Genomic DNA, 26294 nt, shown 5'->3' with positions numbered 1-26294 from the left:
GTGGATGTATTAATTCAGCATCAGCACCTAAATGGATTTTATTGCCTATACTTCCCTCACTTAAATTTCACTTCAGCTTGTTCTCAAAGTATGCCAGGGTCATGGCCCAGGCTTCTTTGGCAGCATCCGGGTTGTAGCTGCTTCGCGCATCGCAGTTAAACCCGTGCCCGGCATACGACAGCACCACGTTGATATAGTCTTTGCCCGCTGCCTGTACCACTTCTATTATATTTTGTACCTGTTCCTGCGGAATGTGGGTATCCTGGCCGCCCCAGAAAAACAGGTGCGGCGCGTGCAGGTTACCGGCCTCGCCAAGTATAGTCGGAATGCCGCTGCCGTAGTAGGAAACAGCCGCGGAAAGGGGCAGCACCGCATTGGCCAGAAACGAAATGCGCCCGCCCAGGCAAAAACCAATGCTCCCAATCTTTTCGCCGGCCACATTCGGTTGTTGCTGCAGCCAACTATAGGCAGTTTTTAAATCAGCCGTTACGCCCTCCTGCGTTATCGCGTGGTAGTGCGGCATGGCAGCAGCCATGTTATCATAAGCGCTTTCGAACCTTTGGGCAGTGCGGTGAAATAACTCCGGCGCAACAACCACATAACCTTCGCGGGCAATTCGCGCTGCCACCTCCCGGATGTGATTATTCACCCCGAAGGCTTCCTGCAGCAAAATGATGCCCGGAAAAGGGCCTGCTCCTTCGGGCATAGCGACGTAGGCGTCCATTTCAGAGCCGTCCGTTACGGGCAGGGTAATAAAAGTGTGGTTTTGCATCGGTACGTAAGTTTGATCTAAGGCAGGCATTAAAGGTAAAGCAACTGCAGCAGGAGTTTTATACAGGGGTATCATCAGTTATGCGCAGGCCTCAACAGACGGGCGCGCAAACAGAACTGATGCCTTCTTTTCTGAGAAGTGATACTAAGACAGTTCAGGGATGAAATAGTTTTCCAATCATCTATAATTTTAGCCACGATGCTGCTTCGCGTTTATGTGAAATGCAGCAAAAACCAGCTATTGTGGGCTATTACCAACGGTTTATACTTGATAGTATAATTAAATGCAATATTAGGTAAGCGCTGGAGCACAAAAGAACAAAGCGGCTTCTGCATCCGTTTGCTTCAGCCATCCTGCTTTTACTTTACCACTTTCATGGTGCCCTGCATAGTATAAAAATGACCGGGAACAGAGCATTCGTAGGTATAATCGCCTGGCTTCTCGGGAGCAATAAAGTAGATGGTCTCAGTTGTGTTTGGCTGAAGCAGGTTGGTATGGTACAGCAGTTTATTTGTGTTTGGAATATAGTTCTTCTCCTGGCCTTCCAGTCCAAGCTTCATCGCCATTTCGCCAACTTCTATAGCTGTACCAGGCAATACCACTACAAAGTTGTGCAGCATATCGTCGTTGTTATGAAACACCACTTTTACAGTGCTGCCAGCTTTCACCTGAAAACGCGCGGGATCAAATTTAAGCCCAGGCTTCGTGCCCAGATTAATGGTGTAATCTGTTCCTTTTGCCCAGGAAGTAGGCTTTACGGTTAAGCGCTTGGGCAAACTCTTTCCCGAAGCTTTAGCAGCAGGTGCTGCTTTGGTTTTGGCTGATGTAGCCGCCGGTTTGGCAGCAGATGCTGTAGCCATCGCCATGGCTGCATGATCATGGGCAGGTGCTGCTTTGGCAATCGCCAGCTTTTCTCCTTCCGGGATGTTGTTCAGGGTATAATAGGCTACATTATGCAGCAAAAGCCTGCCGTCTTCGCCGCGCACGCCATCAGTCGTAATTTCATGTATATACCCTTCCCGCAGGCCATCTGCCACCAGGCGGGCTTTCAAACCATCTTCCGACACAACAATGCCACGTATTGGGCATTCCTTGTTGTTGATGACGGGGCTGCCGTAAGTAGAATGATATTTATAGTTGAAGCCCGTTATCTTATAGGAGGCTGGATCGGCGGCAAGTTTGCGGTTAACAGGTTTGGTAAACTCAATCTCGAACCCATCGGGCATAGCGCGCACCGTTTTCATTTCGAAGGGCATTCTGCCTGTCCAGACAAGGCGCTGCAAGCCATACATGTCTTTTCCGGTAGATGACCACCCGCGGCTCGTCATACCGCTGAACATAGAGCCATCGCTGCCCCAGATCAGGCGCAGAATGCCGGAAGAAAAACCTTCACGAAACGGAAACACAACGCCCTGGTATTCGTCTTTCACTTTCTCAAAATCAACGCGCATAATTTTACTTTGCCCCTGATCGCCTACGAACATCTGGTCATCAAAGGGACCGAACTTGCCTTTGGTATCGTTCAGAAGTATAGCAGTTGTCGATATTCCGAGTATACCATGTGGCAGCCAGACAGCCGGTGCTTTTAAGGCAGGCACCCGCTTGGCTACATCATACAAAGGTTCTCCTGTGTTGGGTACATCTTCCGGCTTTAGCTTTAGAGGGGAACCAGGTAAGCCAGACCAGCGTAAGCTTTCGGCGTTTCCCACAAAATCGCCTTTTTCGACGTGCGTAATACGGCCTGAACCTACCCAGTCGCCCTGGTTTTCGGTATAGAAAACATCACCGGCGGCATTCATTCCAAAGCCGGAGGGCGAGCGCATGCCCGCAGCCACAGGCGTCATCTTTCCGTCTGGCGTAATTTCCAGCATCCAGCCACGCCAGGGCGCCAGGCTTACCCCATGCCCTAAACTGTTGCTCCAGCCCAGGTTCAGGGTTACCAGCATGTTCCCGTTTGGCAGAAACAGCGGGCCATAAGAATACTCGTGGTAATTGCCGGATAGGGGCCAGGAATATACTTTGTCGTAAGAATCAGCCTGCCCGTCGCCGTCATTATCGCGCAGGCGCGTTATCTCACTGCGCTGTGTTACATAAATATCCCCGTCTTTGTAAGCAAGTCCCAGGGGTTCGTGCAGCCCGTAAGCAAAGCGCTTGTATTTCGGCTGCTCGTTACCGGAAATATTCGGGTTAGACACCATCCATACTTCGCCCCGGCGGGTACAAATAGCCAGGCTGCCATCGGGCAGGGTAGTCATGCCGCCTACTTCCAGCACCACCCCTTCAGGTATGGGCAGCGAAATAAGCTTGTAATAATCGTCTTCCTTTTCGGGTTCTGCTTCTACCTTTTCCAGCCCTTTTGGCGCCGGTGCGGGTTGCTTACTGCCAGTATTAGGGTTTTTAGCTCCCATTTTAGTCTGCGCCCAGGCAGGCGAAGTATTTGCTATCAGAAGGCCGGAAACAAGAAGTACAGCCTTTGCTAAATGATTGATTTTCATGATGATGTTCCTGGTCTGTTTTGATGCCTACCAAACGATAGAATATGTTACCACTGCCTCCTTGTCTTTTGCGCTTACCGGCAGAAGCAGCTCCTGCGTATTTTGTGCAGTAGTTCGGATGAGAGGTTTTGCCTTGCGGGGCAGCTCAATCAGGTATTGTTTGTCGTTGATGGCATACAGGCCGTTGGGCAGGGCGGTAATGTTATTTCCTTCAGCTACCCTGCACCACATTTCTTTTGTTTCCTGGCCAGGCACGATGGTAAAGGAGTGCACCAGCTTTTTCCCGCCTTCTTCCGGCTTAAAGGCTTCTTTTATACTCGCTGCACCCAAAGTATACTTAAAGGTAGGCCTGCCGGCTTTATCTATATCATACCCTAGGTAATTGTAGGTTGTGTTTGAGTCAGGCCAGGCTGCATTTTTATCTTCCAGAAAAGTAAGCGAAGGCTTTTCAGCAAACGCAATCACACTGCCTAACGGAACAGCCAGCTGGCTTTCGCCGCGTTCGTGCCACATAGGGGTTGTCTCTAGAAATTTGCCACGCCATAGCTGCAGAAAATCACCTGTGCGCAGATCAACAGTATAATTAGCGTTACCGGGCTCCCCGACAGAAATGACGTGTGTTTTCTTGCTGCCCTGATGCTGCATAAAACTTCGCTGCATCACGGGTTCGTTTTCGGCCAGCACCGTAATCGCGCCAACCGGATCGGCGGCACGCAAAGGGGTATTCAAAAGCGTGAATGGCACGCCAGGCCCCTCAACAGAAAGCGTGATATCGTTGCTTGGCGCATACCAGTGTCCGTATTTCTTATAGTAGGAAAGCACAACAGGGTAGTCGCCTTCTTCTAGGTGAACCATGGCTGCGCCGCTTCCCACTGTTTTTCCGTCGAAGCTGAATACCTGCTTATTTCCGATAGTAAGCGCTCCGCCGCCATTCGGATTGGCCGGATTGGTATCGAGCGGAATCCATTTCAGGTTCAGGTTAAACAGGTAATCTCCTGTGTGCGGCACATGCAGGGTGCCTGCTATTTTTCCGGCGAAGTTGTTTTTGTCTCCTGGCGCCAGGTGCTCCAGTACATCAATTTTCATTTCGGTGGCTGGCGCAAGGGCTTCGAAATCAGACACAGCATTAAACTTTCCCTCATAAGATTTTAAGGTCATGTTTGTTAATGTAACCGGCTCTGTTCCGTAAGCTTTGTAGCTGATATTCCGGAAAGCTACAGGTCCGTGATCGCCTTGCAGCATAAGCGGGCCCAGAGGTTTTTCGTCCTGAAAGGCCGCAGCGCGGGTCGGCCCGGTTACTTCGATGTTTTCATGCAGCGTAACGCCATTCTGAACTACTTTTACAAAGCGGGCATCAGCAATCTTTTCGCCTTTCTCGTTAAAGCGCGGTGCCCGGAACACAATTTTAAGGTGCTGCCACAAGCCCGGCGCTTTGCTTACATTTTGTGCCGGTGCATGGCCTTCATAGCCTTTTTGCCCTTCCGGCTGTGTTTCGTCCCAGCGTTCATAGATGGCGCCACAGTCCGCCGACGTAGGGTTCTGAACACCCCAGCTGTCGAGTAGCTGCACTTCATAACGCCCTTGCAGGTAAATGCCGGAGTTTGAACCCTTGTTCATCATAAAGTCCAGATCCAGTTCAATGTCGCCGTGTTCCATTTTGGTAAACAGGTTGTCAGCGGTTTTGCCGGACAGATCATTTACCAATACGCCTGCACCAGGCTGGATTTTACCTTCCTGGCTCTTCTTTAAATCATAGAAAACATCACCGGCAATTTTCCAGTTGCTGCCAGCCGGTTTAAAGTCATTAAGGTTTTGCAGGGAAATACGGGTAGAAGGCAGTTCTTTTTCCTGAGCTGATGCCTTTACATGGAAAAGGATCAGGCACAAAAGGAACATAGAAGAATAACGTAGCATAGTATATCTGTTTTTCTTAACGGAAATGGATAAAGCCTTTAAAACGATTTCCGGTAATGCTTCATGTACTGCCCTCCACCGGCACAAAGTAGCACACTTAGCCGATAGCTAACCCTGGTAATAAAGTTAGTTTCTCAGCCAGAGAGCAAGGTAAGCAATAATACTTTATAAGAAAAAGAATACTACTCCTGGTATAATTTAAGTAGCTATAACAATATTCTGAAGAGCTTTATGGTTGGCGTCGCCGGCATGCCGGCGCTTATCTGTTCTCCTGCTGTGCTGTGTTACGAAGTGCAAAGGCTTCGGCCAGCAGCTCAAAAGAATGCTTCCTGTCTTCAAAGGTCGTCGTCATCGTGGTTGCCATGATTTCATCTACTCCAAAGTCATCTGCCAGTTTGGTAATTTCTTCCTTTACCTTGTCCGGTGTGCCCGAAATTACCCGGTTGGCATTGGCTTTGATGCGCTCCTGCTCCAGCGGCGAGAACACGTAATCCTTTATTTCCTCGTAAGAACCTATCGGGTCAAAATTTCCTTTTTCCATCTGCACAAACCGGTAATCCAGCACCTTGCGCATCTGGCCGGCTTTCTCCTCGGAATCGGCGCAAACCACCATGATGGCTACCAGGGCGGCCGGCTCAGGAAATTGTTCGGAAGGTACAAACGCATTTTTATAATCCGCCACCATGTCGGGCTGCGCGTGCCCGTTGATGAATTTGGCGACAGCCAGGCCCATGCCATACTTGGATGCCAGCTTGCTGCTGCCGCCGCTGGAAGAACTAAGCATCCATTGCATCGGTGCGGTAGCGGCCTGCGGTACGGCCAGTATACGCCCGCGCTCCGAAGAGGCTGTGTCGGTAAAAAAGAGCTGCAGGTAATCCAACTGCTGCACGTAGCCTTCGTCGCTGAATTCGTTGGATGGGTTCAGCAGATAAGAGGTCAGGCGGTCGCCGCCGGGGGCGCGGCCCATGCCCAGGTCGATGCGGCCGGGGAAAAGCGCTTCCAGCATCCGGAAATTTTCGGCTACTTTCAGGGCGCTGTGGTTGGGCAGCATAATGCCGCCGGAGCCAATGCGGATTTGTTCGGTCGCGTCGGCCAGCTTTACCATCAGCACTTCAGGCGCGGAGCCGGCAATTGTCGCCATGTTGTGATGCTCGGACACCCAGAAACGCGTAAAGCCCAGCTTATCTCCCAGCCTGGCAATAGCTATCGTTTGCTGCAAGGCTTCGCGGGCGCTTAGTCCTTTGCTCACAATAGATTGGTCGAGTATGCTTAGTTTGATTTTCCTGTTTTCCATCTTATTTATCTACCATCTTCAGTTGTGCTTCGTTGTAGCGGCTGCCCACGTTGGGATACTTTGCCAGCAAGCCTTCTATGGCCTGCAAATCTGAAGCAGTCAGGTTTATGTTCACGGCACCGGCATTTTCCTGCAGGTATTTTCTTCTTTTGGTACCAGGTATGGGAATGATGTTCTCGCCCTGCGCCAGCACCCAGGCAAGGGCCAGCTGTGCAGGTGTGCAGTTTTTCTGCGCCGCAACATCTGCGAAAGCCTTCGCCAGTTGCTGGTTGTTGTCCAGGTGCTCGTTTTCTTTAAAGCGTGGCAGCGACTTGCGCATGTCATTCTCCGGCAGGCTGGCCACATCTACCGTGTTGGTTACCAGGCCGCGTACCAGTGGGCTGAACGGCACGAAAGCAATGCCCAGTTCTTTGGTGAGCGGCAATACTTCTTTCTCCACCCCGCGGGTAAGCAGGGAATATTCTGACTGCACGGCAGCAATAGGATGCACAGCATGTGCTTTGCGAATAGAAGCCGGCGAAGCCTCCGACAGCCCAATGTAGCGCACTTTGCCTTGTTTCACTAAGTCAGCCATCGCGCCTACCATTTCTTCTACCGGCACGTTCGGGTCGATGCGGTGCGCGTAGTACAGGTCAATCACGTCCACCTTCAGCCGCTTCAGGCTGCCTTCCACCGCCTGGCGCATGTAGGCCGGCGATCCGTTAAAAGCCATGCTGCCGTCATCCTGTTGCTGAAAGCCGAACTTGGTGGCGACAAAAATTTTGTCGCGGTTAGGCGCCAGCACCTTCGAGATCAATTCTTCGTTGTGATGCGGGCCATACACGTCGGCGGTGTCCCAGAAGTTGATGCCCAGGTCCAGCGCCAGGTGCAGCGTGGCAATAGATTCCTCGTCGTTGCGGGTGCCATACGACTGGCTCATGCCCATGCAGCCCAAACCGATGGCAGAAAGCTGCTCGCCTGTATTTCCTAATTGTCTGTATTTCATAGTATAATTTTTATAGGTGGTTAGCAGGTATAGCGAAAGCTAGAATCAAGTTATTATGTACTATGCAAGATTAATTGTAGTTGCTCTCCTGCCGTAAGTATAGCTAACAGTTTACGATTCTATATGTTTAAACATCGAAGATTCTGTTCTTTTTCTACTGACGGAGACAGGTTAACAGCTTTGGTGATTTATACTTGTTGTCGCTTCATCTCTGTTGATGATGTTTTGACCACAACTGCTCAAAGCGGGTGAGGAGAAGTAATGGAAGTGAACGTTTATACTTTACCTCTTTCCCCGTAAATGCGTAGCTTTGTCTTTAACTGATTCCGGAAAAGTATAGCGCCGATGAACCACCCGAACATACCGCTTGCCGAGCGCATGCGCCCCCATACCCTTGACCAATACTACGGCCAGAAGCACCTGGTTGGCCCCAACGGCATTTTGCGCCGCTACATCGAGGGCGGCGTCATTCCAAGTATGATTTTGTGGGGGCCACCCGGCGTGGGCAAAACCACGCTGGCCAACATCATTGCCAACCAGATGAAAGTACCTTTTGTAGCCCTCAGCGCCATCAACTCTGGTGTAAAAGATATCCGCGAGGTGATAGATCAGGCTAAAAAACGGCAGGGCACTGTGCTGTTCATCGACGAGATCCACCGTTTCAACAAATCTCAGCAGGACGCGCTTTTGGGCGCCGTGGAGAAAGGTGTGGTGACGCTGGTAGGCGCCACTACCGAAAATCCGTCGTTTGAGGTGATTTCGGCTTTGCTGTCGCGCTGCCAGGTATACATCCTCAAGCACCTGACCAAAGACGAGCTGATAGAACTGGTAGATAAGGCGCTGGAGCAGGATGAATGGATGCGCCACCGCAAGGTAAAAGTGCAGGAGTATGAAGCGCTGCTGACCATTTCGGGCGGCGATGCGCGCAAGCTGCTGAACCTGCTGGAAATTGTGGCTGAAAGCGGGAAAGGGGAGGAAATAGTAGTGACCAACGAACTGGTGCAGCAGGTAGCGCAGCAGAACATTGTGCTGTATGATAAATCAGGCGAGATGCACTATGACCTGGTGTCGGCCTATATCAAGTCTATCCGCGGCTCTGACCCCAATGCGGCCGTATACTGGCTGGCCCGCATGATAGAAGGCGGCGAAGATCCGAAGTTTATCGCCCGCCGTTTACTCATTGCTTCCTCGGAAGACATTGGTTTGGCCAACTCCAATGCGCTGCTCATGGCTACGTCCTGCTTCCAGGCAGTGCAGATGATTGGTTACCCGGAGGCGGAAATTATACTTTCGCAATGCACCGTATACCTGGCTACCTCTCCCAAGAGCAATGCCTCGTACAAGGCCATCAAACAGGCGCGGGCCATGGTGCAGCAAACGGGCAACCTGCCGGTGCCGCTCCATATCCGCAACGCACCTACCAAGCTGATGAAGGAAATCGGCTACGGCAACAACTACAAGTATGCGCACGACTATGAAGGCAACTTTGTGCAACAGGAGTTTATGCCGCAGGAGCTCAGCAGCACTGCTTTTTACCAGCCCGGCCAGAACGGACGCGAAAACGATATGCGCAAACAACTGCAGGCACAGTGGGGAAAGAAGTATGGGTATTAATTCCGAGTTGTGAGTTCCGAGTTCCGAGTTGATGTAATAAGTAAAGTGTGGTGTAAGGCAACACTACTGAAGCAGAGGGAAACATTACATAATTATTCATTCTAGTTTTTACCTTATCCGCTCTTCTTATTAAATTAATTTCTTGAGACTCGGAACTTGGAACTCGCAATTCGGAACTCTCCCAAGGTTCGTCTAGGAAAAGGGGAAGTTGGTCGAGAAGCGGGGAGCGGGTGAAAAATAGGTTGTAAATTTGCTTATGAAGTATGCGGATTACTTTGATTTTGTCCTGTAAGCTTCACAAATTAATGTTTATAACTGATATTCCGGTAACTTTTACTTACCTTTTGGGAACAGATGTTCCCTGTTAATGCCCACATCTCAAACACTTAAATCTATATGTTAAACTTCCTGAAATATGTGCTGGCGACGGTGATCGGCCTGCTCGTATTCTTTTTTATCAGTGTATTGCTGCTGGTTGGTATTGCAGCAAGTTCAGCTTCCGAAGACGAGGTGCAGATAACGAAAGGCTCGGTTCTGGAACTGAAACTGGACAGACCTATTGCAGAGCGCGACCCCGAAAACCCGCTGTCCGAATTAGGCTTTTCGTTTGGTGCGCTGTCGAGCACCGATGGACTGGATCAGATTAAAGCCGCCATTCGCCGCGCCAAAAAAGACGACAACGTAGAAGGGATTTTCCTGAACCTGGGCTTTGTGGATGCGGGTATGGGCAAAATGGAGGAAATCCGCAATGAACTGATCAGCTTCAAAAAGTCAGGCAAATTTATTGTGGCTTACGGCGATGTGGCGACCGAGAAAGGATATTATCTTACCTCTGTGGCCGATAAAATATACCTCAACCCGCTCGGCGCGCTGGAGTTCAACGGCATGAGCTCGGAAGTATACTTCTATAAAAACCTGCTGGACAAGCTCGATATCGACGTACAGATTTTTAAAGTGGGCACCTACAAAAGCGCGGTGGAACCATTCTTCCTGGACAAGATAAGCGCTCCGAACCACGAGCAGTTAAGTTCTTTCCTCAACTCCATCAATAACTTTCAGCTGCAGAATATTGCGAAATCGCGCGGCAAAACCTTTGAGGAGGTAAAGAACATCTCGGACAACATGCTGGTGCGCAACGCCGAGGATGCCAAAAAGTATGGCCTGATAACGGATGTCGGCTATTACGACGAAGCCATTGATTACATGAAATCCAAAGCAGGCGTAAACGAGGACGACAAGCTGGAACTGGTGCAGTTATCGAAGTATAAAAAGGTGAAAGACAGCGGCGAAACGAACACTTCTAAAAACCGCATTGCCGTAATTTATGCCGAAGGCGATATTGTGGATGGCGAAGGCGAGGAAGGCAACATTGGCAGCACGCGCTTTACAGAAGCATTACGCGAGGCTCGCATGAACGATAAAGTGAAAGCCGTGGTGCTGCGCATCAGTTCACCGGGTGGCAGTGCGCTGGCCTCCGATGTTATCTGGCGCGAGATTCAGCTGACCAAAAAAGTGAAGCCCGTTATCGCTTCTATGTCGGATGTGGCTGCCTCTGGGGGTTACTATATAGCCATGGGCTGCGATACCATTGTGGCGCACCCCAATACTATTACGGGCAGCATCGGCGTGTTCGGCATTATCCCGAACATACAGGGCTTCCTTAACAACAAACTGGGCGTTACGGTCGATCACGTCAGTACAGGCAAATTCTCCGACATGCCCACCATTACCCGCCCTATGACGGAGCAGGAAAAGGAGATTGTGCAGAACGAAGTCAATCAGATTTATGAAACTTTTACCAGCAAAGCTGCCAAAGGCCGCGGCATGACGCAGGAGCACCTGAAAACGCTGGCATCAGGCCGTGTATGGTCCGGCCTCGAGGCCAAACAGCGCAACCTGGTGGATACCTATGGCGGGCTCGAAAAAGCTATTGCCATTGCAGCGGCCAAAGCAGGCATTAAAGACGATTACCGCCTGCTGGACCTGCCGCGCCGCAAGTCTTTCTTCGAAGAACTGTTTGGCGATATGGGATCGCAGGTAAAAGAGCAGTCTATCAAAGCGGAAATGGGCGAGCTGTACCTGTATTACAAACTCTACAAAAAGGTAGAAGTACTACAAGGTATGCAGGCACGCCTGCCGTACGAACTGGAGGTGCAGTAAGGTAATTCAGAATAACTGAATTTTGAATAACTGCATAGGATGATTTGATCTTCTGAGACAAAGAAGTAGCAAGAACTGTGTAAAATTTATAGTCAAAACCGCTCTTAGATATCTAAGGGCGGTTTTGTTTTACAGGTGAGTTGTTTTTTGCAACTTGCCGGAGAAATTAATGTGCTGATTATTTAACGTGTTGATGTGCCGATGAGAGAATCATGAAATATGGCACCTGCTTTGGACAACATCAACTCTTTTATTATACATCTACATTCATCAGCACATCAAGGTATCAACACATTATCAAATTAGTACATCAGCACATTAGCAAATCAGCACACTAACTTATGATACAATCTATACAGGAAGCCGCCACTTACCTGCAAAATGCGACAGATAACTATGCGCCGGAATTTGGTATTATACTGGGCACCGGCCTTGGAGCTTTGGTAAACGAGGTGCAGGTGGCATATAGCTTATCTTATGCCGATATTCCGCACTTTCCGGTTTCTACGGTAGAGAGCCACTCGGGCAAGCTCATATTCGGGCTGCTGGCAGGCCGCCGTGTGGTGGTGATGCAGGGCCGTTTTCATTACTACGAAGGCTATACCATGAACCAGGTGGTGTTTCCGGTGCGCGTAATGAAGCTGCTGGGCATCCGGAAGCTGTTTGTGTCGAATGCGGCAGGCGGACTGGACCCCGCTTTTAACATGAGCGACCTGATGGTGATTACGGATCACATCAACCTGCTGCCCGGCAACCCGCTGATAGGTAAAAACCTGGACGAACTTGGGCCGCGCTTCCCCGACATGAGCGACGTGTACGACGAAGAGATGATACGGCAGGCGATGGTGATTGCCGAAGACGCTGGTTTCGATTTGCGCGAGGGCGTATACGTGAGCGCGCCCGGCCCGATGCTGGAAACCAAAGCCGAGTATAAATTCATGCGTATTATCGGGGCCGATGCCGTGGGCATGTCTACAGTGCCGGAAATAATTGCCGCACGCCACATGGGGCTGCCGGTGTTTGCTGTTTCGGTGATAACGGATATGTGCACGCCCGGGCAACTGAAGCAGGTGGTGCTGGCCGATATACTGGCCGCCGCTGCCAAAGCAGAGCCACATATGACCATGCTGATCCGGGAGCTGATCCGGAACAGTTAACTTTAAAAGAAATTGAAGGCAGCGGCAGTGTGTAGGTGCTGCTGCCTTACAGCTAAGATTTTTCCTTGAACCGGAACGTGATGCCCCAGCTGCCGCGCAGCACAGAACTGGAGCCGCCGATGCCGGTCAGCCAGGCAAGTTCTGTATGAAAGCCAAACTGCTTCCGCTCAAACGGGAAAACCGAGAGGCCCACGGGCACTAACAGCCCCTGATTAAGGCCAGCGCGGAAACCCAAGCCGGCATCCAGGTAATAACTTTCTTTGCGCACGATTTTGTAAGGCACCACCACCTCGGCACTCAGGTCAGAAGTATAAATGTCCGTGTTTAGCCGTAGCTCGGGTGTCCAGTGCACGGACTCGTAGCCCACGGCAATAAATGGCAGGCTGGACTGGTGGTAGGAAACGTTTAACTGGCAGAAACCTTTCTGTGCCAGCAACAAGGCGAATAGCAGTGTGAGTAAAAGTTTTGCTTTCATAGGAGGAAGTATAGGTTTACTCAAATATATTTATTTATATTTAACCGTTATACTTCCAGGCTTTAATTTTTCCTGCTATACTTTATACTTCTGCTGCAAATCTTAATTTGCGGTTAATGAGACGGGTTTTTAGTATGCGGTGTTTTGCCGAGTTCGTGCCAGTTGGTCTCGCTGACTTCCACGCCGTAATGTTCGGCGGCTTTCCTGATATTGGCGAAAGCTAAATCGCGATCTTCATCTGTCACACCTTTTACCTGGTCAAATCGTGCCAGGGCATTTTTAACGTGCGAAGCGTCCGTTAAAGGCTCTTTGCGCTGTTTCGGAAAAGCGAAAACACTGTCCGGTAAATCGTTTTTTTCTTTGGTGCTTAAATCGCCATGCGTCGTATCCGCTTTCCAGGTTGTTTTTGCCATTGTTTTCACCTCCTTTATTTTAGTTCTTGTAAATCCTGTGCTAGTTAATAGTAGAAAACGTTCATAAAAGCAAAAGGATTTGAAGCACTGTATCGAATAAGGAAGCGGATAAAATAAAGAGTACATTTTAAATGTTTTACCGTGAAGTATAGAATGCTGCTTATCAAAATAAAGAAAAGAGCCTTGTACCTGATATAGCCATACTTAAGCTACATGCTTTAATTCCGCCTGCTATACTTTGGCTGAAAGCCTGCCGGTTACTGGACGCGGCTACTTTATTACCACCACTTTGCGGTCGAAAGCCAGGTTGGTAAAAATGCCGATGCCGCCCTGTACGGAAGATTCAATTTGTGCGGGCTGTGCAAAGGGGTTGCCGTTGGCGTTACGGGCATCGGCGGTGGAGTTCAGAAAATCGTAGTACTGCTTCTCGATGTGGAATAGCGTAACAATAACTACATCGCCCTGCTCATAGTCGAAGCCAGAACCATAGGATATGCGCTTGTTGTTTGATAAATTATCGGAACTGGTAAAATTTTGGTCTGGGTCTGTTTTAAGGCTGTCCTGGTGCACAAAGTAGCGGTAATAATCTGCTGAGTTGGGGTTGTCCTGGAAGCTGGTGAGCAGGTAGGCTTTATCTTTTTCGTTAAACTTCCATTCTATGGTATCGATGGGCACCTTTGGCAGGATGGTGGTAGTGCCGGTTACCTTCCTGCCCTTTTCGTCCCTTACCTCCAGGTCATATACATCACCTGGCTTGCCGTTCATTACCTCATCAGAAACATGTGTATACAGGCGGCCGGAGCTCTCATTGTAAGTTGGCTTGTAGGGCACCTCTGTTCTTTTGCCGTTGTAGGTAATGTATACCTGTGCATCGTCAACCACCACCGGCTGGGGCGTTTCAAAATAACTGCTGCTTTCCAGCACCGTCAACCGGAATGGCTGGCCGGGCTCCAGATAGCACTCTACTACCAGTTGGGGTGCATAGGGTGGCAGTTCAACTTCAATATCTTTTTGAAGATCACAACTGCAGAGCAGTAGCAGCAGGGGCAACAGCAAGTATAAAAATATGCGCGTCATCAGAATTTGAAGTTGTAGGTAACTGAAGGAACAACCGGGAAAAGGGATACCTGTTTCGCCTGGAAGCCCAGAATCCGTCCGTCACCTTCGTCTTTGCGCTGCTCGATGTATACAAAGTAAGGGTTACGACGGTTATAGGCATTGTATACGCTAAATGTTAAATCGGCCTCGCCGTGCTTTGGCCGCAGTTTTAGCACCGCTCCCAGGTCGAGACGGTGATAGGATACCTGCCTGAAGCCGTTGCGCCTGAGATAGATGGGCACCACCGCAGCATCTTCCCCTTCCACATCCTGAAAAGCAAAACGGGCCACCGGCATCGAATAAGCATCGCCGGTGCTGAAAACGAATACACCTGTCAGGCTGAGGCGTTTACTTAGTTTGTGCAGCACCACCACGTTCAGGTCGTGGCGGCGATCGTATCGTGCCGGAAACCAGTTGCCGCCGTTTATGTCTTCGGTATTATCCTCCATGTCAAACTTCCGCTCCGTCCACGACAAAGTATAGCCAATCCAGCCGGTAGTTTTGCCTTTTGTTTTTTCGAGGTACACTTCGTTCCCATAGCTGCGTCCTTTGCCAAACAGGAATTCGCTCTCCAGGCTGTCGTTTAAGAACAGGTTGGCGCCATTGCGAAAATCGATCTGGCGGTGCATCCATTTATAGTATACTTCGTTGGTGAGCAGAAACCTGCCGTTGCCGAACAGCTTGCTTACGCCCAGCGCTACCTGCTGCGAGCGTTGCGGCTTTACGTAGCGCGTAGACGGGTACCAGATATCGGTAGGCAGCGAAGCGCCGGAGTTAGATACCAGGTGGATGTACTGCATCATACTGGCAAAGCTGCCCTTGAGCGAGACCGTTTCGGAGAGGTTATACTTGGCTGAAGCGCGCGGCTCCAGGCCCATGTATACCTTGCCGCTGTTGCCGAATCCCGACAGGCGCAGCCCGTAGTTGAGCGAGAGCCTGGCGTTTACCTGGTAATCGTCGGCGGCATAAACGCCAAATTCAGCGGCTTTGTAATTGCTGCCTGCCCCGATGGTAAGGCTGTCGCCGTTGTAGGTGTTGAGTTTGCCCACCGTAAAACCATGATACGTAGCCATGGCCCCGAACCTGATGCTGTGGCCGCCATCCACAAACAAATCATAGTCGGTTTTTAAACTATAATCCCGAATGGCGGAGGTGAGATCCAATGAGAAAACATCAAACTCGTTTTTAATGGTATACTGATAGCTGGTGGCGCTCAGGGTGGTGTTGGCATACAGGCGCGGGTTATACTTGTGCCGCCAGCGTAGCGCCGCCATCGTATTGCCCCAGTTAAAGCCAAACTTAAAACCGTTGTTGTCGAAGTTGAAAAAGTCGCGGCCATAGTAGCCGCTCAGGTACAACTGGTCGTTAGCGCCTAGCTTGTAGGTAAACTTGCCGTTAAGGTCGTAGAAATAGTAATCAGGAATGGGGTTGTAGTCCTCCTTGCCCTCGCTCCACTTGTTTATCTGGCGCGTAAATACATCTACATAAGTGCGGCGGCCGGATATGGTAAAGGTTGCTTTGTCTTTTATGACAGGCCCCTCTACCGTAAGGCGGGAGGAAATCAGGCCCAGGCCGCCCGAAGTATGGATGCTTTCGTTGTTACCTTCGTTCATGTCTACGTCCAGCACCGAGGAGAGCCTGCCCCCAAATTGTGCCGGAAAACCACCCTTATACAGCTCCACACTTTTTACTGCATCCGGGTTAAACACACTGAAGAAGCCGAACAGGTGGGAGGGATTGTAGATAACAGCGCCATCCAGCAGCACCAGATTCTGATCCGGCCCGCCGCCCCGCACATACAGGCCCGAAGAGCCCTCGCCACCGGACTGAACGCCGGGCTTTAGCTGCAGCGTTTTAATCAGGTCTATCTCACCAAACAAGGCGGGCAGCAGCTTTGCCTCGCGCGAACTCAGCTTCTCCACGCTCATGCGGGTATCATTCAGTTTCTGGCGCAGCGTGTTGGTTTCCACTTCTACCTCCTGCAGCTGGCTGCTCACGGGCTGCAGGGCCAGGTTGATGGTTGTGCCGGAGTTACTCACCCGAATGCTGCGGCTAATAGGCTGATAGCCCAGGTAACTTACCTGCAGCGTATGCGTGCCGGCGGGCAGTTGTAAGGTATAAGCGCCTTTTTCGTTGGTGAGGCTGCCTGCCTGCAGCGCCGGCACCGAGACAGTAGCGCCTGCGAGCGGTTCTCCATTATCAGTAGAGCTGATGATGCCGTTTACTGCATATGTTTGCGCAAAGCCAGGTATAACACACAGCAATACGAGCAATAAAGGCAGCAGGAACAGCGGGAAACGCATAAAGGAAGTAAAGCTTGCTATATTATGTTACGTAAAATAACAAAATATCAATACAAGAACAAAGATGTTCTGCAGAATAACGTTATTTATCTATATATGTTTATAACTAAATAAAAAAAGAAGCCGGTTCCCTGCGGATGCCGGCTTTAAATCGGGTAGCAGACGTTTGACCTTAGCCCTGGTAAAGCTGCAGGATGCGTTGCTTAAAATAGAACTCACACTTGCTTTGTATGAGTTCTGCTTCAGCCTTGTTTTTATTGTTAAGTGATTCGAGGTAAGCATAAAAGTCCATGACGCCGGCTTCGTAGCGGCGCTGGGCCATTTCGTAGGCTTTTTCGGTATAGGCCAGGTTCGCGATAACGGTATTATACTTCTCCCGTGCGGCCAGCACATCCTGGTAAGCCTGCTGCACGGTTTGCCGCAGCGTGTTTTCGGTTGCAACATAATCCAGTTCGGCATTGCGCAGGTCGATGCGTGCCATTTGAGCCTGAAAATGATTGCGAAGGCCGTTGAACACAGGAATACTCAGGCTCAACTGTACAATGTTCTGCTGGTTCTGGTTCAGCTGATCGAAATACGGTGTCTGCTCCTGCAGCTGGGTTTCAGGATTCGTTTGCATGATGTTGCTGGAGAAGTTGGAGCCGACAATGCCGTTGAGCGACAGGGTAGGAGACAGATTGCTGCGCGCCATGCTGAGACCATACTGCGTGGCGCCCACTGTGGCCTTCGATGCTTTCAGTAGCGGCGAATAAGCTACCGCACGGGCCAGCACCGAATCCAGCGGAGGCAGCGGAGCCGTAATGTCCAGCGGATCAGTTGGGGCCTGCAACTCATAGTCCAGGTTACTACCCGCGTTCATCTCCTGTACCAGCGCCAGCATCGATTGCCGGTAATTATTCTGGTTGGTGATGAGGTTCAGTTTTTCGGTGGCCAGCTGCGACTTGAGCTGGTAAACGTCGCTCTCAGTATGGGTGCCGGCACGCTCCAGTATTTCCATGCGTTTGGTTTGCTGCTCGAGCAGGGCAATGCGCTCCGTGGCAATCCGGATGTTCTCCCGGTCCAGAATCGCCTGCATAAATTTACCTGTAATGGTGGCTTCCAGGTCAATCTCTGCCTGCGACGCGGTATACTTGCCGGCGGTTGCCTGCTCGCGTGCCTGCTTCATTTCGAACAACCTGGCAAACCCCTCAAACAGCACCAGCTCGCCTACAAGGTAAGGGTTGGAGGTGGTTGTATTGCCACGCTTTACTTCCCCCTGCACGTTATCGAAGGTCAGGCCGTTTACGCGGCTTATATCGCCACGTGCCGTAATGGCGGGTAGGTAGGCAAACTGGTTCTGGCGCAGCTTTACCGTAGCTTTGGAGCTGTTATACTTTGCCTGGCGCAGCGCCACGTTGTTCAGGCGCGCCAGTTCCAGGCTTTGTTCCAGTGTGAGCAGCTCCTGCGCCTGCACAGATGCTGCTACACCTAGGCAAACAGCAAGCCCTCCCAGCTTTCGCAGCAGGGCTTTTGGGGTAACATTTTTCATAGGTTTACTTTATACTAATGGCTCGTGATTCGATTTATACTTGCTTGTTTAGCCAGGCAGCCCGCAGTTCCAACTGCTGTGGGGTAGCATTTGGGTCGGGCTTCAGCAGGTGCAACCCTTTCCGTTCGGTGGGTGTTACCTTGCCTTGCAGCTGCACTTCTTTCAGCTTTCCCTTTTTATCTTTGCGGCCTACAGTGATGGTGATTGGCTCGCCCGGCTTCATCTCCTGCAGCTTTTCGCCGATTAATTCGCGGACGTTCACCGGCGTCATGGGGGTGCCGTTCATGGCCAGCAACTGGTCGCCTTCCTGAAAGCCCATGGCCTGGCCAAAGTCATCCATATCGGCGGTTTCAGCTACAATGATATGACCGCTCTCCTGGTCATAGCCTGGCGTAAAGCCGCCGTAAGAGTTGGCCGTTATGGTAGCTTCAGGTTCATAGATAATTCCTACTTTCCGGAAAATTTCGGTAAGTGGCAGCGGCTCCGAACCTTCTACATACCGGGTAAAAAACTGCCGGAGTTCGGGGTAAGTCAGCTCTGCAATTTTGTCGAAAAGCTCCTCATCCTTAAAGGATTTTTCTTTGCCATACGTCCTGGCCAAGTCTGCCATCAGGTTGCGCAGGCCATACTTGCCGCCGGATAAATCGCGCAATTGTATGTCCAGCATCAACCCGATCAAAGCCCCTTTCTGATACACGTTGCCATACTCATCTGCATACGGCTTGTCCAGCACGTTGGCACTCATCAGGGTAAAGGGCAGGGTATCGTTAAAGGTGGTTTTGGAAGTGATGATGTACTCGCGCAGCTTGTCGAGGTAGTTTTCCAGATCGTAGAGGCCTTCATACGCCTGCACATGAGAGGCAAAATATTCTGTAACACCCTCATAGAGCCACAGGTGTTTCGACATTTTAGGGTTGATGTAATCGAAATTGCCAATCTCTTCGGAGTGGATGCCCAGCGGCGTTACAATGTGGAAAAACTCGTGGGCGGCCATGTCGCGCAGGGTGCTGCTGAACATTTCTTCCGGCATCTCGGGCAGAAAGTATACCGAAGAGTTGGGATGCTCCAGCGCCCCGAAGGCGCCCGACTTGCCACCTTTCTCCGATACATAAATAATAAAAGCATACTTGTCGACAGGCAGCGTGCCGCCTAAGTACTGGCGCTGCGCCTCCAGGATATCCTTCACGTTGGCGGCAACAGGTTTCGATGTAACTTTGCCTGTAGGCGAGTAAACCGACACCAGCACTTTGGTATCGCCCACGTTCAGCACCGTGGTATCTGGCTTGTTATACATCAGCGGCGAATCGGCCAGTTCCATGTAGGAGGGCACCTGGTACATATCGGACGTGGCGGTGCTAGCAACAGCTATAAGGGGCGTAGAGCCATAAAAGCCACTTGGCTTGGTGATGTTCAGCTCAAAAGGTACCTGCTTCATGCCATCAAAGTAGCCCACGAAGCCAAACGTATTCAACAGGAAGTTCTCATTCTCCTCGATGTTGGTACCACCGGGCTCAAACAGCACATCTTCCCGCTTCTGGGCGTCGAAAGTGTCGTTTGTCCAGTAGGTGATTTTCTCCAGCTTTGAGGCATTCTTTATTTTCCAGCGGTTGGTGTCAAGCTGTTCTACTTCCAGCGGCTTTCCTTTTTTGTCCAGCGCCTTAAAGTCCGTTACATACTTGCCAAAATCCGACACAGAATAAGTGCCCGGCACAATTTTGGGCATGTTGTATACAATTTCCTGCTGCTTTACATCCGGTGCCAGCAACGTTACCTGTATCCTGTCGTCCTTTACTTTCGTCAGGTCGATGGTGAAGCTATACTTATTGGTGCGGGCTTCCTGCGGGCCTGCAAAGCCGGGTAAGTTCAGGCTCAGGCCCAGCCCGAGTAGCAGGAATGTTTTTTTAAATGTCATGAGTTATACTTAAAATAGCGACTTATTTATGTAAAACGGAGATAAAATTTCTCCTGATACGCATACCTTATGCCAGGAATAAGTATCAGCAAGCTACACTTTATACCCGGGTCTTCTGTACTTAAAGATACTATACTGACTCCTGTGTTAATCTTCTTTTCGACCAGCAGCCCTTTTTTATAGATAAACCTGCTTCGTGGCTCTTTACCTTATGTTACTACAAGATGCCCATACGTGAAGGATGCTCCGGCAGGGCAGCTGCAACTACACCTACCGGAGACTCACCTTGACACTAAACAACTAACACTAACACAAAACAATTAATCAAATTCTCTATTCGGAGCGCAGCGCCAGCACCGGATCTGTTAAAGCGGCGCGGGTGGCTTTGTAGCTAACGGTAAGTATAGCCAGCGCCAGTGCAGCCAAACCTGAAAGTATAAATATCCAGGCGCTGATCTGGGTGCGATAGGCGAAGTCCTGCAGCCACTTGTCCATGCCATACCAGGCAATAGGGCAGGCCAGCACAATGGCCACCAGCACCAGCAGGGCAAAATCCTTGGTTAAAAGCAACACAATATCCGAAACCGAACTTCCCAGTACCTTGCGGATGCCGATTTCTTTGGTGCGCTGCTCGGCCATAAAGGAGGCCAGCCCGAAAAGGCCCATACAGGCGATAAGGATGGTGAGTCCGGCGAAATACCCGAAAATGGTCAGCATTTTCTCCTCGGCGCGGTACTGCTGGTTAAAGCTATCGTCCAGGAAAGTATAATCCAGTGGATGCGTCGGCGCCAGCCGTTGCCATGTGCTTTCTACATAAGTCATGGTTTCACTGAAATGCCCGGGCGATATGCGGGCTAACAAGGAACCACTGTTTTCGGGAGCCAGCATTATCACCAGCGGCTCTATCTGGCTGTGAAGCGATTTGTAGTTGAAATCTTCTGTCATGCCAATCACCCGGCCGGACGTAGTATCAGAACCGCCAATGCGTTTGCCTATTGGGTTGTCGGTCCAGCCCAGCGCTTTGGCGGCCGCTTCGTTGATGATAAAGCCGTTGTCGAGATCAGTCGGCATGTCTTTCGAGAAGTTTCTGCCTTTCTTCACGGGGATGCCCATCAGGTCGAAATAGTCATAATCTACCCAAATGGTGTTCATGGTTTTTTCGGTCATTTTTCCGTCACGCTCCACATTAAAGATGATGACGCCTGTTTCTTCACCAGGTATCATGCCGGCAGTGGCTACTTTGGTAATGGCCGGGTTGCGCAGCAGCTCCGCTTTTATCACGGGCATTTTACTGACGATGGCCGAGTCGCCGCTTGGGATATCGATGACCAGCACCTGCTCTTTCGTAAAGCCCAGATCCTGTTTTTTGAGGTAATGCATCTGGCTGTACACGACGACTGTGCCGATTATCAGCACCAGCGAAATGGTGAACTGCAGTACCACCAGCGCTTTCCGCAGCATAGCGCCGCCTCCTTGTGGCGTTTTATCAGATTTGAGAATGTCCACAGGCCGGAAATGCGACAGTACCAGTGCCGGATAGCTGCCAGCCACCAGCCCAATGAAAATGCCGATGCCTATGATAAGCAGCAACAATGTCGGATTGGTGAAGTAGGTGGAAGGAATCTGCTTTTCGGTGAGGCTGTTGAAGCTCGGCAACAGCAGTTCCACAAAAACAAGCGCAATGAGCAGGGACAGCAATGTGAGCAAAACCGACTCGCTCAGGAACTGTGCGATGAGTTGCGGGCGGCTGGCGCCTACCACTTTGCGCAGCCCTACTTCTCTGGCACGTTTTACCGAACGGGCCGTGGCCAGGTTCATGTAGTTGATAGAGGCAATCAGCAGGATAAAAATCCCAACAAACGAAAAGATATAGATGTATGATTTATTTCCTACAGGAAACGCCTCCCACAGGTAATCAGAATTTAAGTGAATATACGTGAGCGGCTGCAGGTATAGCTCGACGCGTTCTTTGGTATCGCCACGCGCCGGGGCCACACGGCGCTCTACAAAGTCCGGCAGCTTGGCCTGTAGGGCGTTGGCCAGGTCGGGTTGGCGGAGTAGTATGTACGTATAACTGTTGGTGCTGAACCAGTTTGATTTAAAGCGCTCGCGTAGCTCGGCAGGCAAAGAGTTTAAGGAGATAAGCACATTAGGCTTCATGTGCGCTGCATCAACTGCCCTTAAAATACCCGTAATCTTATACGAGTCGCCACCGATCTGCAGGGTACTGAACATGGCATCCAGCGGATTGGCAAAGAACTTACCTGCTACCTCCTCGGAGATAACCATGGTATTTGGCTCCGTCAGTGCAGTTTTGGGGTTGCCTTCCAGCAGTTTGTAGTCGAACAGGTCGAAGTAGTTACTGTCTACAAAAAAGACATGATCAATCGAGAGGGCTTTCTCCTCCAGCCGCAGTACCTTTTTATTCCAGTCTATCATTCTGGTTGCGGCTTCTATCTCAGGATAGTCTCCCGCCAGACCAGGGGCAAGTGCGGCATGCGTAATAGAGGCTTTCTCCACGTCGTCGCCCACGATCAGGTTATTCACCACGCGATAGATCCGGTCGTGTTTGGTGAAAGCCTTGTCGTAACTCAGTTCGTGCTGCACATACAGGAAAATAAGCAGGCACGAGGCCACGCCAATCGCCAGGCCTACCACATTGATAGCGGTATACACTTTGTTGCGCGTTAAATTGCGCCAGGTGGATTTTAAATAATGCTGCACCATCTTTTCCTGTTTATAGTTTATAAAACCCTTTTCCTGTAGTTGATGCCTGTGCTCTCCAAATCAGGTAAAGCTCTCCTGGTTGCTTTAGAATGTATCTGTAATAGATTTCTCCTGCCGTCGGAATGACATTTAAATACTGTGTTTTTCCTGAGTTGACAGCTCTTCCTCAAATCCACTTCCGCAGAGCGAAACTTTTCCTTCCTCCCGGGAAAGCCGGATGATTATACTTCGCTACTCCTGCACCACATTTATACTTCCTAGGCCGCCAGCTACGGAAATGGTAAGCGTATGCTTGCTTCTGCCGTAGGCGGCGTTGGTATAGTAGCTACCGTTTTTCTGCAGGTTGCCCAGATCTCTGCCACCCAAGCCGGCCGTTTTTAACCTGATACCTGTATTTTTTGGCAGCTTGAGGTTCACCTCCCCAATGCCGCCGGCTATGTCGATGATTGCATCATGATCCCAGTTGCCGGTCAGATCCAGGTTTACTTCGCCAACACCTGCGTTGATGTCAACTTCCCTGGCTTTGCTGCCTTTTAGATTCACACTCAGCGATACCGCACCGGCTTCCACATCCAGTTTGGTCACAGGGCTGTTGCTCAGGTCCAGCTTTGTTTCACCGGCGCCCATTTTCAGGTATAAATCAGTAGGGATAGTTTTGCTCAGGTTTACGCGCCACTTGTTTTCAGTGTCCCCGTTATCGCCATTGTTAATGTCTTTTTGCTTAAAGGTGAGCGTCACCACGCCGTTGCTGGTGCTCTGGCTTAAGCTGGGTTTCCAGTCTGCATCAGTATACTGCACCTCTGTTTCGACCAGGCTACTGCCGTCGCTGTTCAGGGTCAGTTCGCCAGCAGGAATTTCTAAGTGTATGCTGCCTTTTTTTACGCCCGCCCCCGATACTGTTTTGGTATACTTTTGCTGCGCGAACAGCAGGTGCGCCGGTAACAGGAAAAGAGCAATCAACAAGGTGTTTTTCATAATTCTATTTGGTTTGATTATGTGGGTGTTTTAAAGACCTCCTGTTAGCGGAGCCAAGCTAGTTATTACTGTGTGCGGATGGCATTTACGGGGTCCAGCATGGCCGCTTTCATGGCCTGCAAGCTTACCGTTAGCAGGGCAATCAGCATGGCCGAGCAGCCTGCTGCCGCAAATATCCACCAGCTAAGCGGCACCCGAAAAGCAAAGTCCTGCAGCCATTTGTTCATGCCATACCAGGCGACCGGGCTGGCAAGTATAATGGATAGCATAACCAGCAGGGCGAAGTCTTTGGAAAGCAACAGCACGATGCTGCCGGTTGAGGAGCCCAGAACTTTGCGGATGCCGATTTCTTTGGTGCGCTGTTCGGCAGTGAAAGAGGCCAGGCCGAACAAACCAAGGCAGGCAATCAGGATGGTGAGCCCTGCAAAGTAGCCGAACACTGTCAGCATTTTCTCCTCAGCGCGGTATTGCTCATCAAAATGCTCATCCATAAAAAAGTAGTCCATGGGGTGCTTCGGGTCGTAAGCCTGCCACTTGTTTTCGATAAAGTTTACAGTGGCAGCCATATCCTGCGGCTTCACACGGGCCAGCAGGTAGCCATCAGATTCGGGGGCAAGCACCATCAGCAGGGGTTCTACTTCTGTATGCAGCGATTTCGTGTGAAAATCTTTGGTTACGCCAATTACTTTGGCATCCAGGTCCATTACCTGAATGCGCTTGCCAATCGGGTTTGTCCAGCCCATGAGTTTGGCGGCTGCCTCGTTTATAATCAGGGCACTTTTTTCATCCGTTTTAAAGTCACGGGAGTAATTGCGGCCGCGGCTCAGTTTAATGCCCATGGCATCCAGAAAGTCATAGTCTACAAACATGGTGTTCATGGTTTTCTCTACCTGCTGGCCATCTTTCTCCATCAGCATCAGCAGCTTCGACATGCCTTCTGCCGGAATATTATTTGTATTAGACACAACCTCCACATTTGGATTGCTAAGCAGTTCCTGCTTGATGCGTGGCAGGCCTTTTACCAGTGTAGAATCACCGCGCGGAATGTCAATCACCATGACCTGGTTTTTGTTAAAGCCGAGGTCGCGGTTTTTGAGGAAATTCATCTGGCTGAACACCACAATGGTGCCGATAATCATGATGAGCGAAATAGTAAACTGCAGCACCACCAGTGCCCTGCGCAGGATGGCGCTGCCGCCGCGCGGTGCTTTGTCTGATTTGAGTACATCGGCTGGCTTAAAGCCCGAAAGGAAGAAGGCCGGGTAACTGCCCGCCACGATGCCTACAAACACCACGATGGCCAGCAGAATAGCTAAGAACTCCCATTGCAAAAAGAAGCCAGATGTAAAATTCTTGTCGGTGAGCGCGTTGAAAGTCGGAATCAATATCTGTACCAGCGCCAGCGCCAGCATGACGGCGATGAGTGTAATAAACACGGATTCGCCCATAAACTGGCGGATAATCTGGCTGCGGTCAGCGCCTACCACTTTGCGCAGGCCTACTTCCTTGGCACGTTTGGCTGAGCGCGCAGTAGCCAGGTTCATGTAGTTGATGCAGGCAATCAGCAGCAGGAAAACAGCAACAGCGGCAAAAATGTAGACATAAGAGATGTTGCCTGCCGGGCTTAAGTCGGCGGCATAGTTGGTATCGAAGTGGATGGTTCTGAGCGGCTGCACCACAAAGCGCATGGTGCCTGACAGGTCGTTTTCCTTTATCCAGGGATTTACGTGCCGCGCGGCAAAAGCATCCATTTTAGCCTGAAAAGCATCAAACTCCTCGGGGCCGTGCAGCAGCACATACGTATAGCGGCTCATGGCAAACCACTGGTTGTTGCGTGTTTCATCATCTAGCCTGGCATCCAGCGTGCTCCTGGAGATAAACGCATTGGCTTTGATATGCGAGTGGCCGGCATCACGGAACACACCCGTTACCTGATAAGGCTCGTTGCTGAAAGTAAAGATTTCACCAACCGCCTCAGCCGGGGAGTTGAAGTATTTCTGAGCCATTTTCTCGCTGAGCACCACCGTATTGGGTTCGTCCAATACTTCGGCCGGGTTGCCAGCAAGCATTTCGTAGTTAAAAACCTGGAAAAAGGAGCTGTCGGCAAAAATCAGGTCATCCTCGTTAAAGCGCTTATCCTTGTACCAGACGGTTTGCTTACCGGCTCTTGCCAGCTGCGTAACGTGCTCCACATCCGGGAAATCTTTTACCAGAGCTGGAGCAAGGGCGGGCGCAGAAAGCGCAAACTGCTCATGGCCGGCATCAGAATCTATCTCGCCCACCAGCCGCACGATGCGGTCTGCCTTGTCGAAATGGCTCTCATAGCTCAGCTCGTCTTTTATATACAGAAAGATAAGTATACAGGAGGCTACCCCGATAGCTAAGCCGGCGATGTTAATAGCCGAGTATACTTTATTACGGATAAGGTTCCGTAAAGCTATTTTAAAATAGTTCTGCAGCATAGATTTAATA

17 protein-coding genes are annotated in these 26294 nt (G+C 50.5%); 3 read left to right on the top strand and 14 right to left on the bottom strand.

Going from position 1 to position 26294, the window contains the following annotated elements; translation table 11 throughout:
• Window positions 1-67: 67 nt before the first annotated feature.
• From I2I11_RS05695 to I2I11_RS05675, 5 genes are all read right to left on the bottom strand, one after another.
• Window positions 68-772 carry a dienelactone hydrolase family protein gene (locus I2I11_RS05695; RefSeq protein WP_196266701.1) on the bottom strand — a complete coding sequence of 235 codons (705 nt, stop codon included), beginning with the start codon at window positions 770-772 and terminating at the stop codon, window positions 68-70.
• A 359-nt stretch (window positions 773-1131) separates the two neighbouring features.
• Window positions 1132-3267, bottom strand: coding sequence for a plastocyanin/azurin family copper-binding protein (locus tag I2I11_RS05690; protein WP_230679917.1), 2136 nt, complete (start codon window positions 3265-3267; stop codon window positions 1132-1134).
• Between the two features lie 27 nt (window positions 3268-3294).
• Window positions 3295-5181: a 3-keto-disaccharide hydrolase gene (locus I2I11_RS05685; RefSeq protein ID WP_196266700.1), complete on the bottom strand. Its 1887-nt coding sequence runs from the start codon at window positions 5179-5181 to the stop codon at window positions 3295-3297.
• Window positions 5182-5440: 259 nt separating this feature from the next.
• Complete coding sequence (locus I2I11_RS05680) at window positions 5441-6475, bottom strand: LLM class flavin-dependent oxidoreductase (RefSeq protein ID WP_196266699.1); 1035 nt, start codon at window positions 6473-6475, stop codon at window positions 5441-5443.
• Between the two features lies 1 nt (window position 6476).
• A complete protein-coding gene (locus I2I11_RS05675; protein ID WP_196266698.1) occupies window positions 6477-7460 on the bottom strand; it encodes an aldo/keto reductase in 984 nt (327 codons plus the stop codon).
• Between the two features lie 345 nt (window positions 7461-7805).
• On the opposite strand from I2I11_RS05675, the gene I2I11_RS05670 reads away from it, so the two are divergent.
• The 3 genes from I2I11_RS05670 (at window position 7806) to I2I11_RS05660 (ending at window position 12391) form a co-directional block, all read left to right on the top strand.
• Window positions 7806-9074 carry a replication-associated recombination protein A gene (locus I2I11_RS05670; RefSeq protein WP_196266697.1) on the top strand — a complete coding sequence of 423 codons (1269 nt, stop codon included), beginning with the start codon at window positions 7806-7808 and terminating at the stop codon, window positions 9072-9074.
• Window positions 9075-9470: 396 nt separating this feature from the next.
• Entirely contained in the window at window positions 9471-11234 is a 1764-nt protein-coding gene (sppA, locus tag I2I11_RS05665) for a signal peptide peptidase SppA (RefSeq protein WP_196266696.1), read from the top strand.
• A 341-nt stretch (window positions 11235-11575) separates the two neighbouring features.
• Window positions 11576-12391: a purine-nucleoside phosphorylase gene (locus I2I11_RS05660; RefSeq protein WP_196266695.1), complete on the top strand. Its 816-nt coding sequence runs from the start codon at window positions 11576-11578 to the stop codon at window positions 12389-12391.
• Window positions 12392-12443: 52 nt separating this feature from the next.
• Here I2I11_RS05660 and I2I11_RS05655 read toward each other — a convergent pair whose 3' ends face one another.
• The 9 genes from I2I11_RS05655 to I2I11_RS05615 form a co-directional block, all read right to left on the bottom strand.
• Entirely contained in the window at window positions 12444-12866 is a 423-nt protein-coding gene (locus I2I11_RS05655; RefSeq protein ID WP_196266694.1) for a hypothetical protein, read from the bottom strand.
• 113 nt (window positions 12867-12979) lie between these two features.
• On the bottom strand, window positions 12980-13279 hold the full coding sequence (locus I2I11_RS05650; protein ID WP_196266693.1) for a DUF6582 domain-containing protein: 300 nt from the start codon (window positions 13277-13279) through the stop codon (window positions 12980-12982).
• Between the two features lie 270 nt (window positions 13280-13549).
• Entirely contained in the window at window positions 13550-14356 is an 807-nt protein-coding gene (locus I2I11_RS05645) for a DUF4249 domain-containing protein (RefSeq protein ID WP_196266692.1), read from the bottom strand.
• A complete protein-coding gene (locus I2I11_RS05640) occupies window positions 14356-16680 on the bottom strand; it encodes a TonB-dependent receptor (RefSeq protein WP_196266691.1) in 2325 nt (774 codons plus the stop codon). Before I2I11_RS05640 ends, I2I11_RS05645 begins: the two co-directional genes overlap by 1 nt.
• Before the next feature lie 172 nt (window positions 16681-16852).
• Window positions 16853-18208 carry a TolC family protein gene (locus I2I11_RS05635; RefSeq protein ID WP_196266690.1) on the bottom strand — a complete coding sequence of 452 codons (1356 nt, stop codon included), beginning with the start codon at window positions 18206-18208 and terminating at the stop codon, window positions 16853-16855.
• A 34-nt stretch (window positions 18209-18242) separates the two neighbouring features.
• Complete coding sequence (locus tag I2I11_RS05630) at window positions 18243-20120, bottom strand: M61 family metallopeptidase (RefSeq protein ID WP_196266689.1); 1878 nt, start codon at window positions 20118-20120, stop codon at window positions 18243-18245.
• A 333-nt stretch (window positions 20121-20453) separates the two neighbouring features.
• Window positions 20454-22847: an ABC transporter permease gene (locus I2I11_RS05625; RefSeq protein WP_196266688.1), complete on the bottom strand. Its 2394-nt coding sequence runs from the start codon at window positions 22845-22847 to the stop codon at window positions 20454-20456.
• Window positions 22848-23078: 231 nt separating this feature from the next.
• Entirely contained in the window at window positions 23079-23822 is a 744-nt protein-coding gene (locus tag I2I11_RS05620; RefSeq protein ID WP_196266687.1) for a toast rack family protein, read from the bottom strand.
• A 65-nt stretch (window positions 23823-23887) separates the two neighbouring features.
• Window positions 23888-26284, bottom strand: a complete 2397-nt coding sequence (locus I2I11_RS05615) for an ABC transporter permease (RefSeq protein WP_196266686.1) — start codon at window positions 26282-26284, stop codon at window positions 23888-23890.
• Between the last annotated feature and the right edge of the window lie 10 nt (window positions 26285-26294).

Source organism: Pontibacter rufus, from assembly GCF_015694705.1.
In the GTDB taxonomy this organism is placed as follows: Bacteria; Bacteroidota; Bacteroidia; order Cytophagales; family Hymenobacteraceae; genus Pontibacter; species Pontibacter rufus.
The sequence above is the reverse complement of the archived record's forward strand: the minus strand, read 5'-3'. Positions and strand labels throughout refer to the sequence as shown.

What these genes read in the sequence shown, in the direction of transcription:
- I2I11_RS05695 (WP_196266701.1), bottom strand. Translation starts at nt 772, where the DNA reads ATGCAAAACCACACTTTTATTACCCTGCCCGTAACGGACGGCTCTGAA.
- I2I11_RS05690 (WP_230679917.1), bottom strand. Translation starts at nt 3,267, where the DNA reads ATGAAAATCAATCATTTAGCAAAGGCTGTACTTCTTGTTTCCGGCCTT.
- I2I11_RS05685 (WP_196266700.1), bottom strand. Translation starts at nt 5,181, where the DNA reads ATGCTACGTTATTCTTCTATGTTCCTTTTGTGCCTGATCCTTTTCCAT.
- I2I11_RS05680 (WP_196266699.1), bottom strand. Translation starts at nt 6,475, where the DNA reads ATGGAAAACAGGAAAATCAAACTAAGCATACTCGACCAATCTATTGTG.
- I2I11_RS05675 (WP_196266698.1), bottom strand. Translation starts at nt 7,460, where the DNA reads ATGAAATACAGACAATTAGGAAATACAGGCGAGCAGCTTTCTGCCATC.
- I2I11_RS05670 (WP_196266697.1), top strand. Translation starts at nt 7,806, where the DNA reads ATGAACCACCCGAACATACCGCTTGCCGAGCGCATGCGCCCCCATACC.
- sppA (WP_196266696.1), top strand. Translation starts at nt 9,471, where the DNA reads ATGTTAAACTTCCTGAAATATGTGCTGGCGACGGTGATCGGCCTGCTC.
- I2I11_RS05660 (WP_196266695.1), top strand. Translation starts at nt 11,576, where the DNA reads ATGATACAATCTATACAGGAAGCCGCCACTTACCTGCAAAATGCGACA.
- I2I11_RS05655 (WP_196266694.1), bottom strand. Translation starts at nt 12,866, where the DNA reads ATGAAAGCAAAACTTTTACTCACACTGCTATTCGCCTTGTTGCTGGCA.
- I2I11_RS05650 (WP_196266693.1), bottom strand. Translation starts at nt 13,279, where the DNA reads ATGGCAAAAACAACCTGGAAAGCGGATACGACGCATGGCGATTTAAGC.
- I2I11_RS05645 (WP_196266692.1), bottom strand. Translation starts at nt 14,356, where the DNA reads ATGACGCGCATATTTTTATACTTGCTGTTGCCCCTGCTGCTACTGCTC.
- I2I11_RS05640 (WP_196266691.1), bottom strand. Translation starts at nt 16,680, where the DNA reads ATGCGTTTCCCGCTGTTCCTGCTGCCTTTATTGCTCGTATTGCTGTGT.
- I2I11_RS05635 (WP_196266690.1), bottom strand. Translation starts at nt 18,208, where the DNA reads ATGAAAAATGTTACCCCAAAAGCCCTGCTGCGAAAGCTGGGAGGGCTT.
- I2I11_RS05630 (WP_196266689.1), bottom strand. Translation starts at nt 20,120, where the DNA reads ATGACATTTAAAAAAACATTCCTGCTACTCGGGCTGGGCCTGAGCCTG.
- I2I11_RS05625 (WP_196266688.1), bottom strand. Translation starts at nt 22,847, where the DNA reads ATGGTGCAGCATTATTTAAAATCCACCTGGCGCAATTTAACGCGCAAC.
- I2I11_RS05620 (WP_196266687.1), bottom strand. Translation starts at nt 23,822, where the DNA reads ATGAAAAACACCTTGTTGATTGCTCTTTTCCTGTTACCGGCGCACCTG.
- I2I11_RS05615 (WP_196266686.1), bottom strand. Translation starts at nt 26,284, where the DNA reads ATGCTGCAGAACTATTTTAAAATAGCTTTACGGAACCTTATCCGTAAT.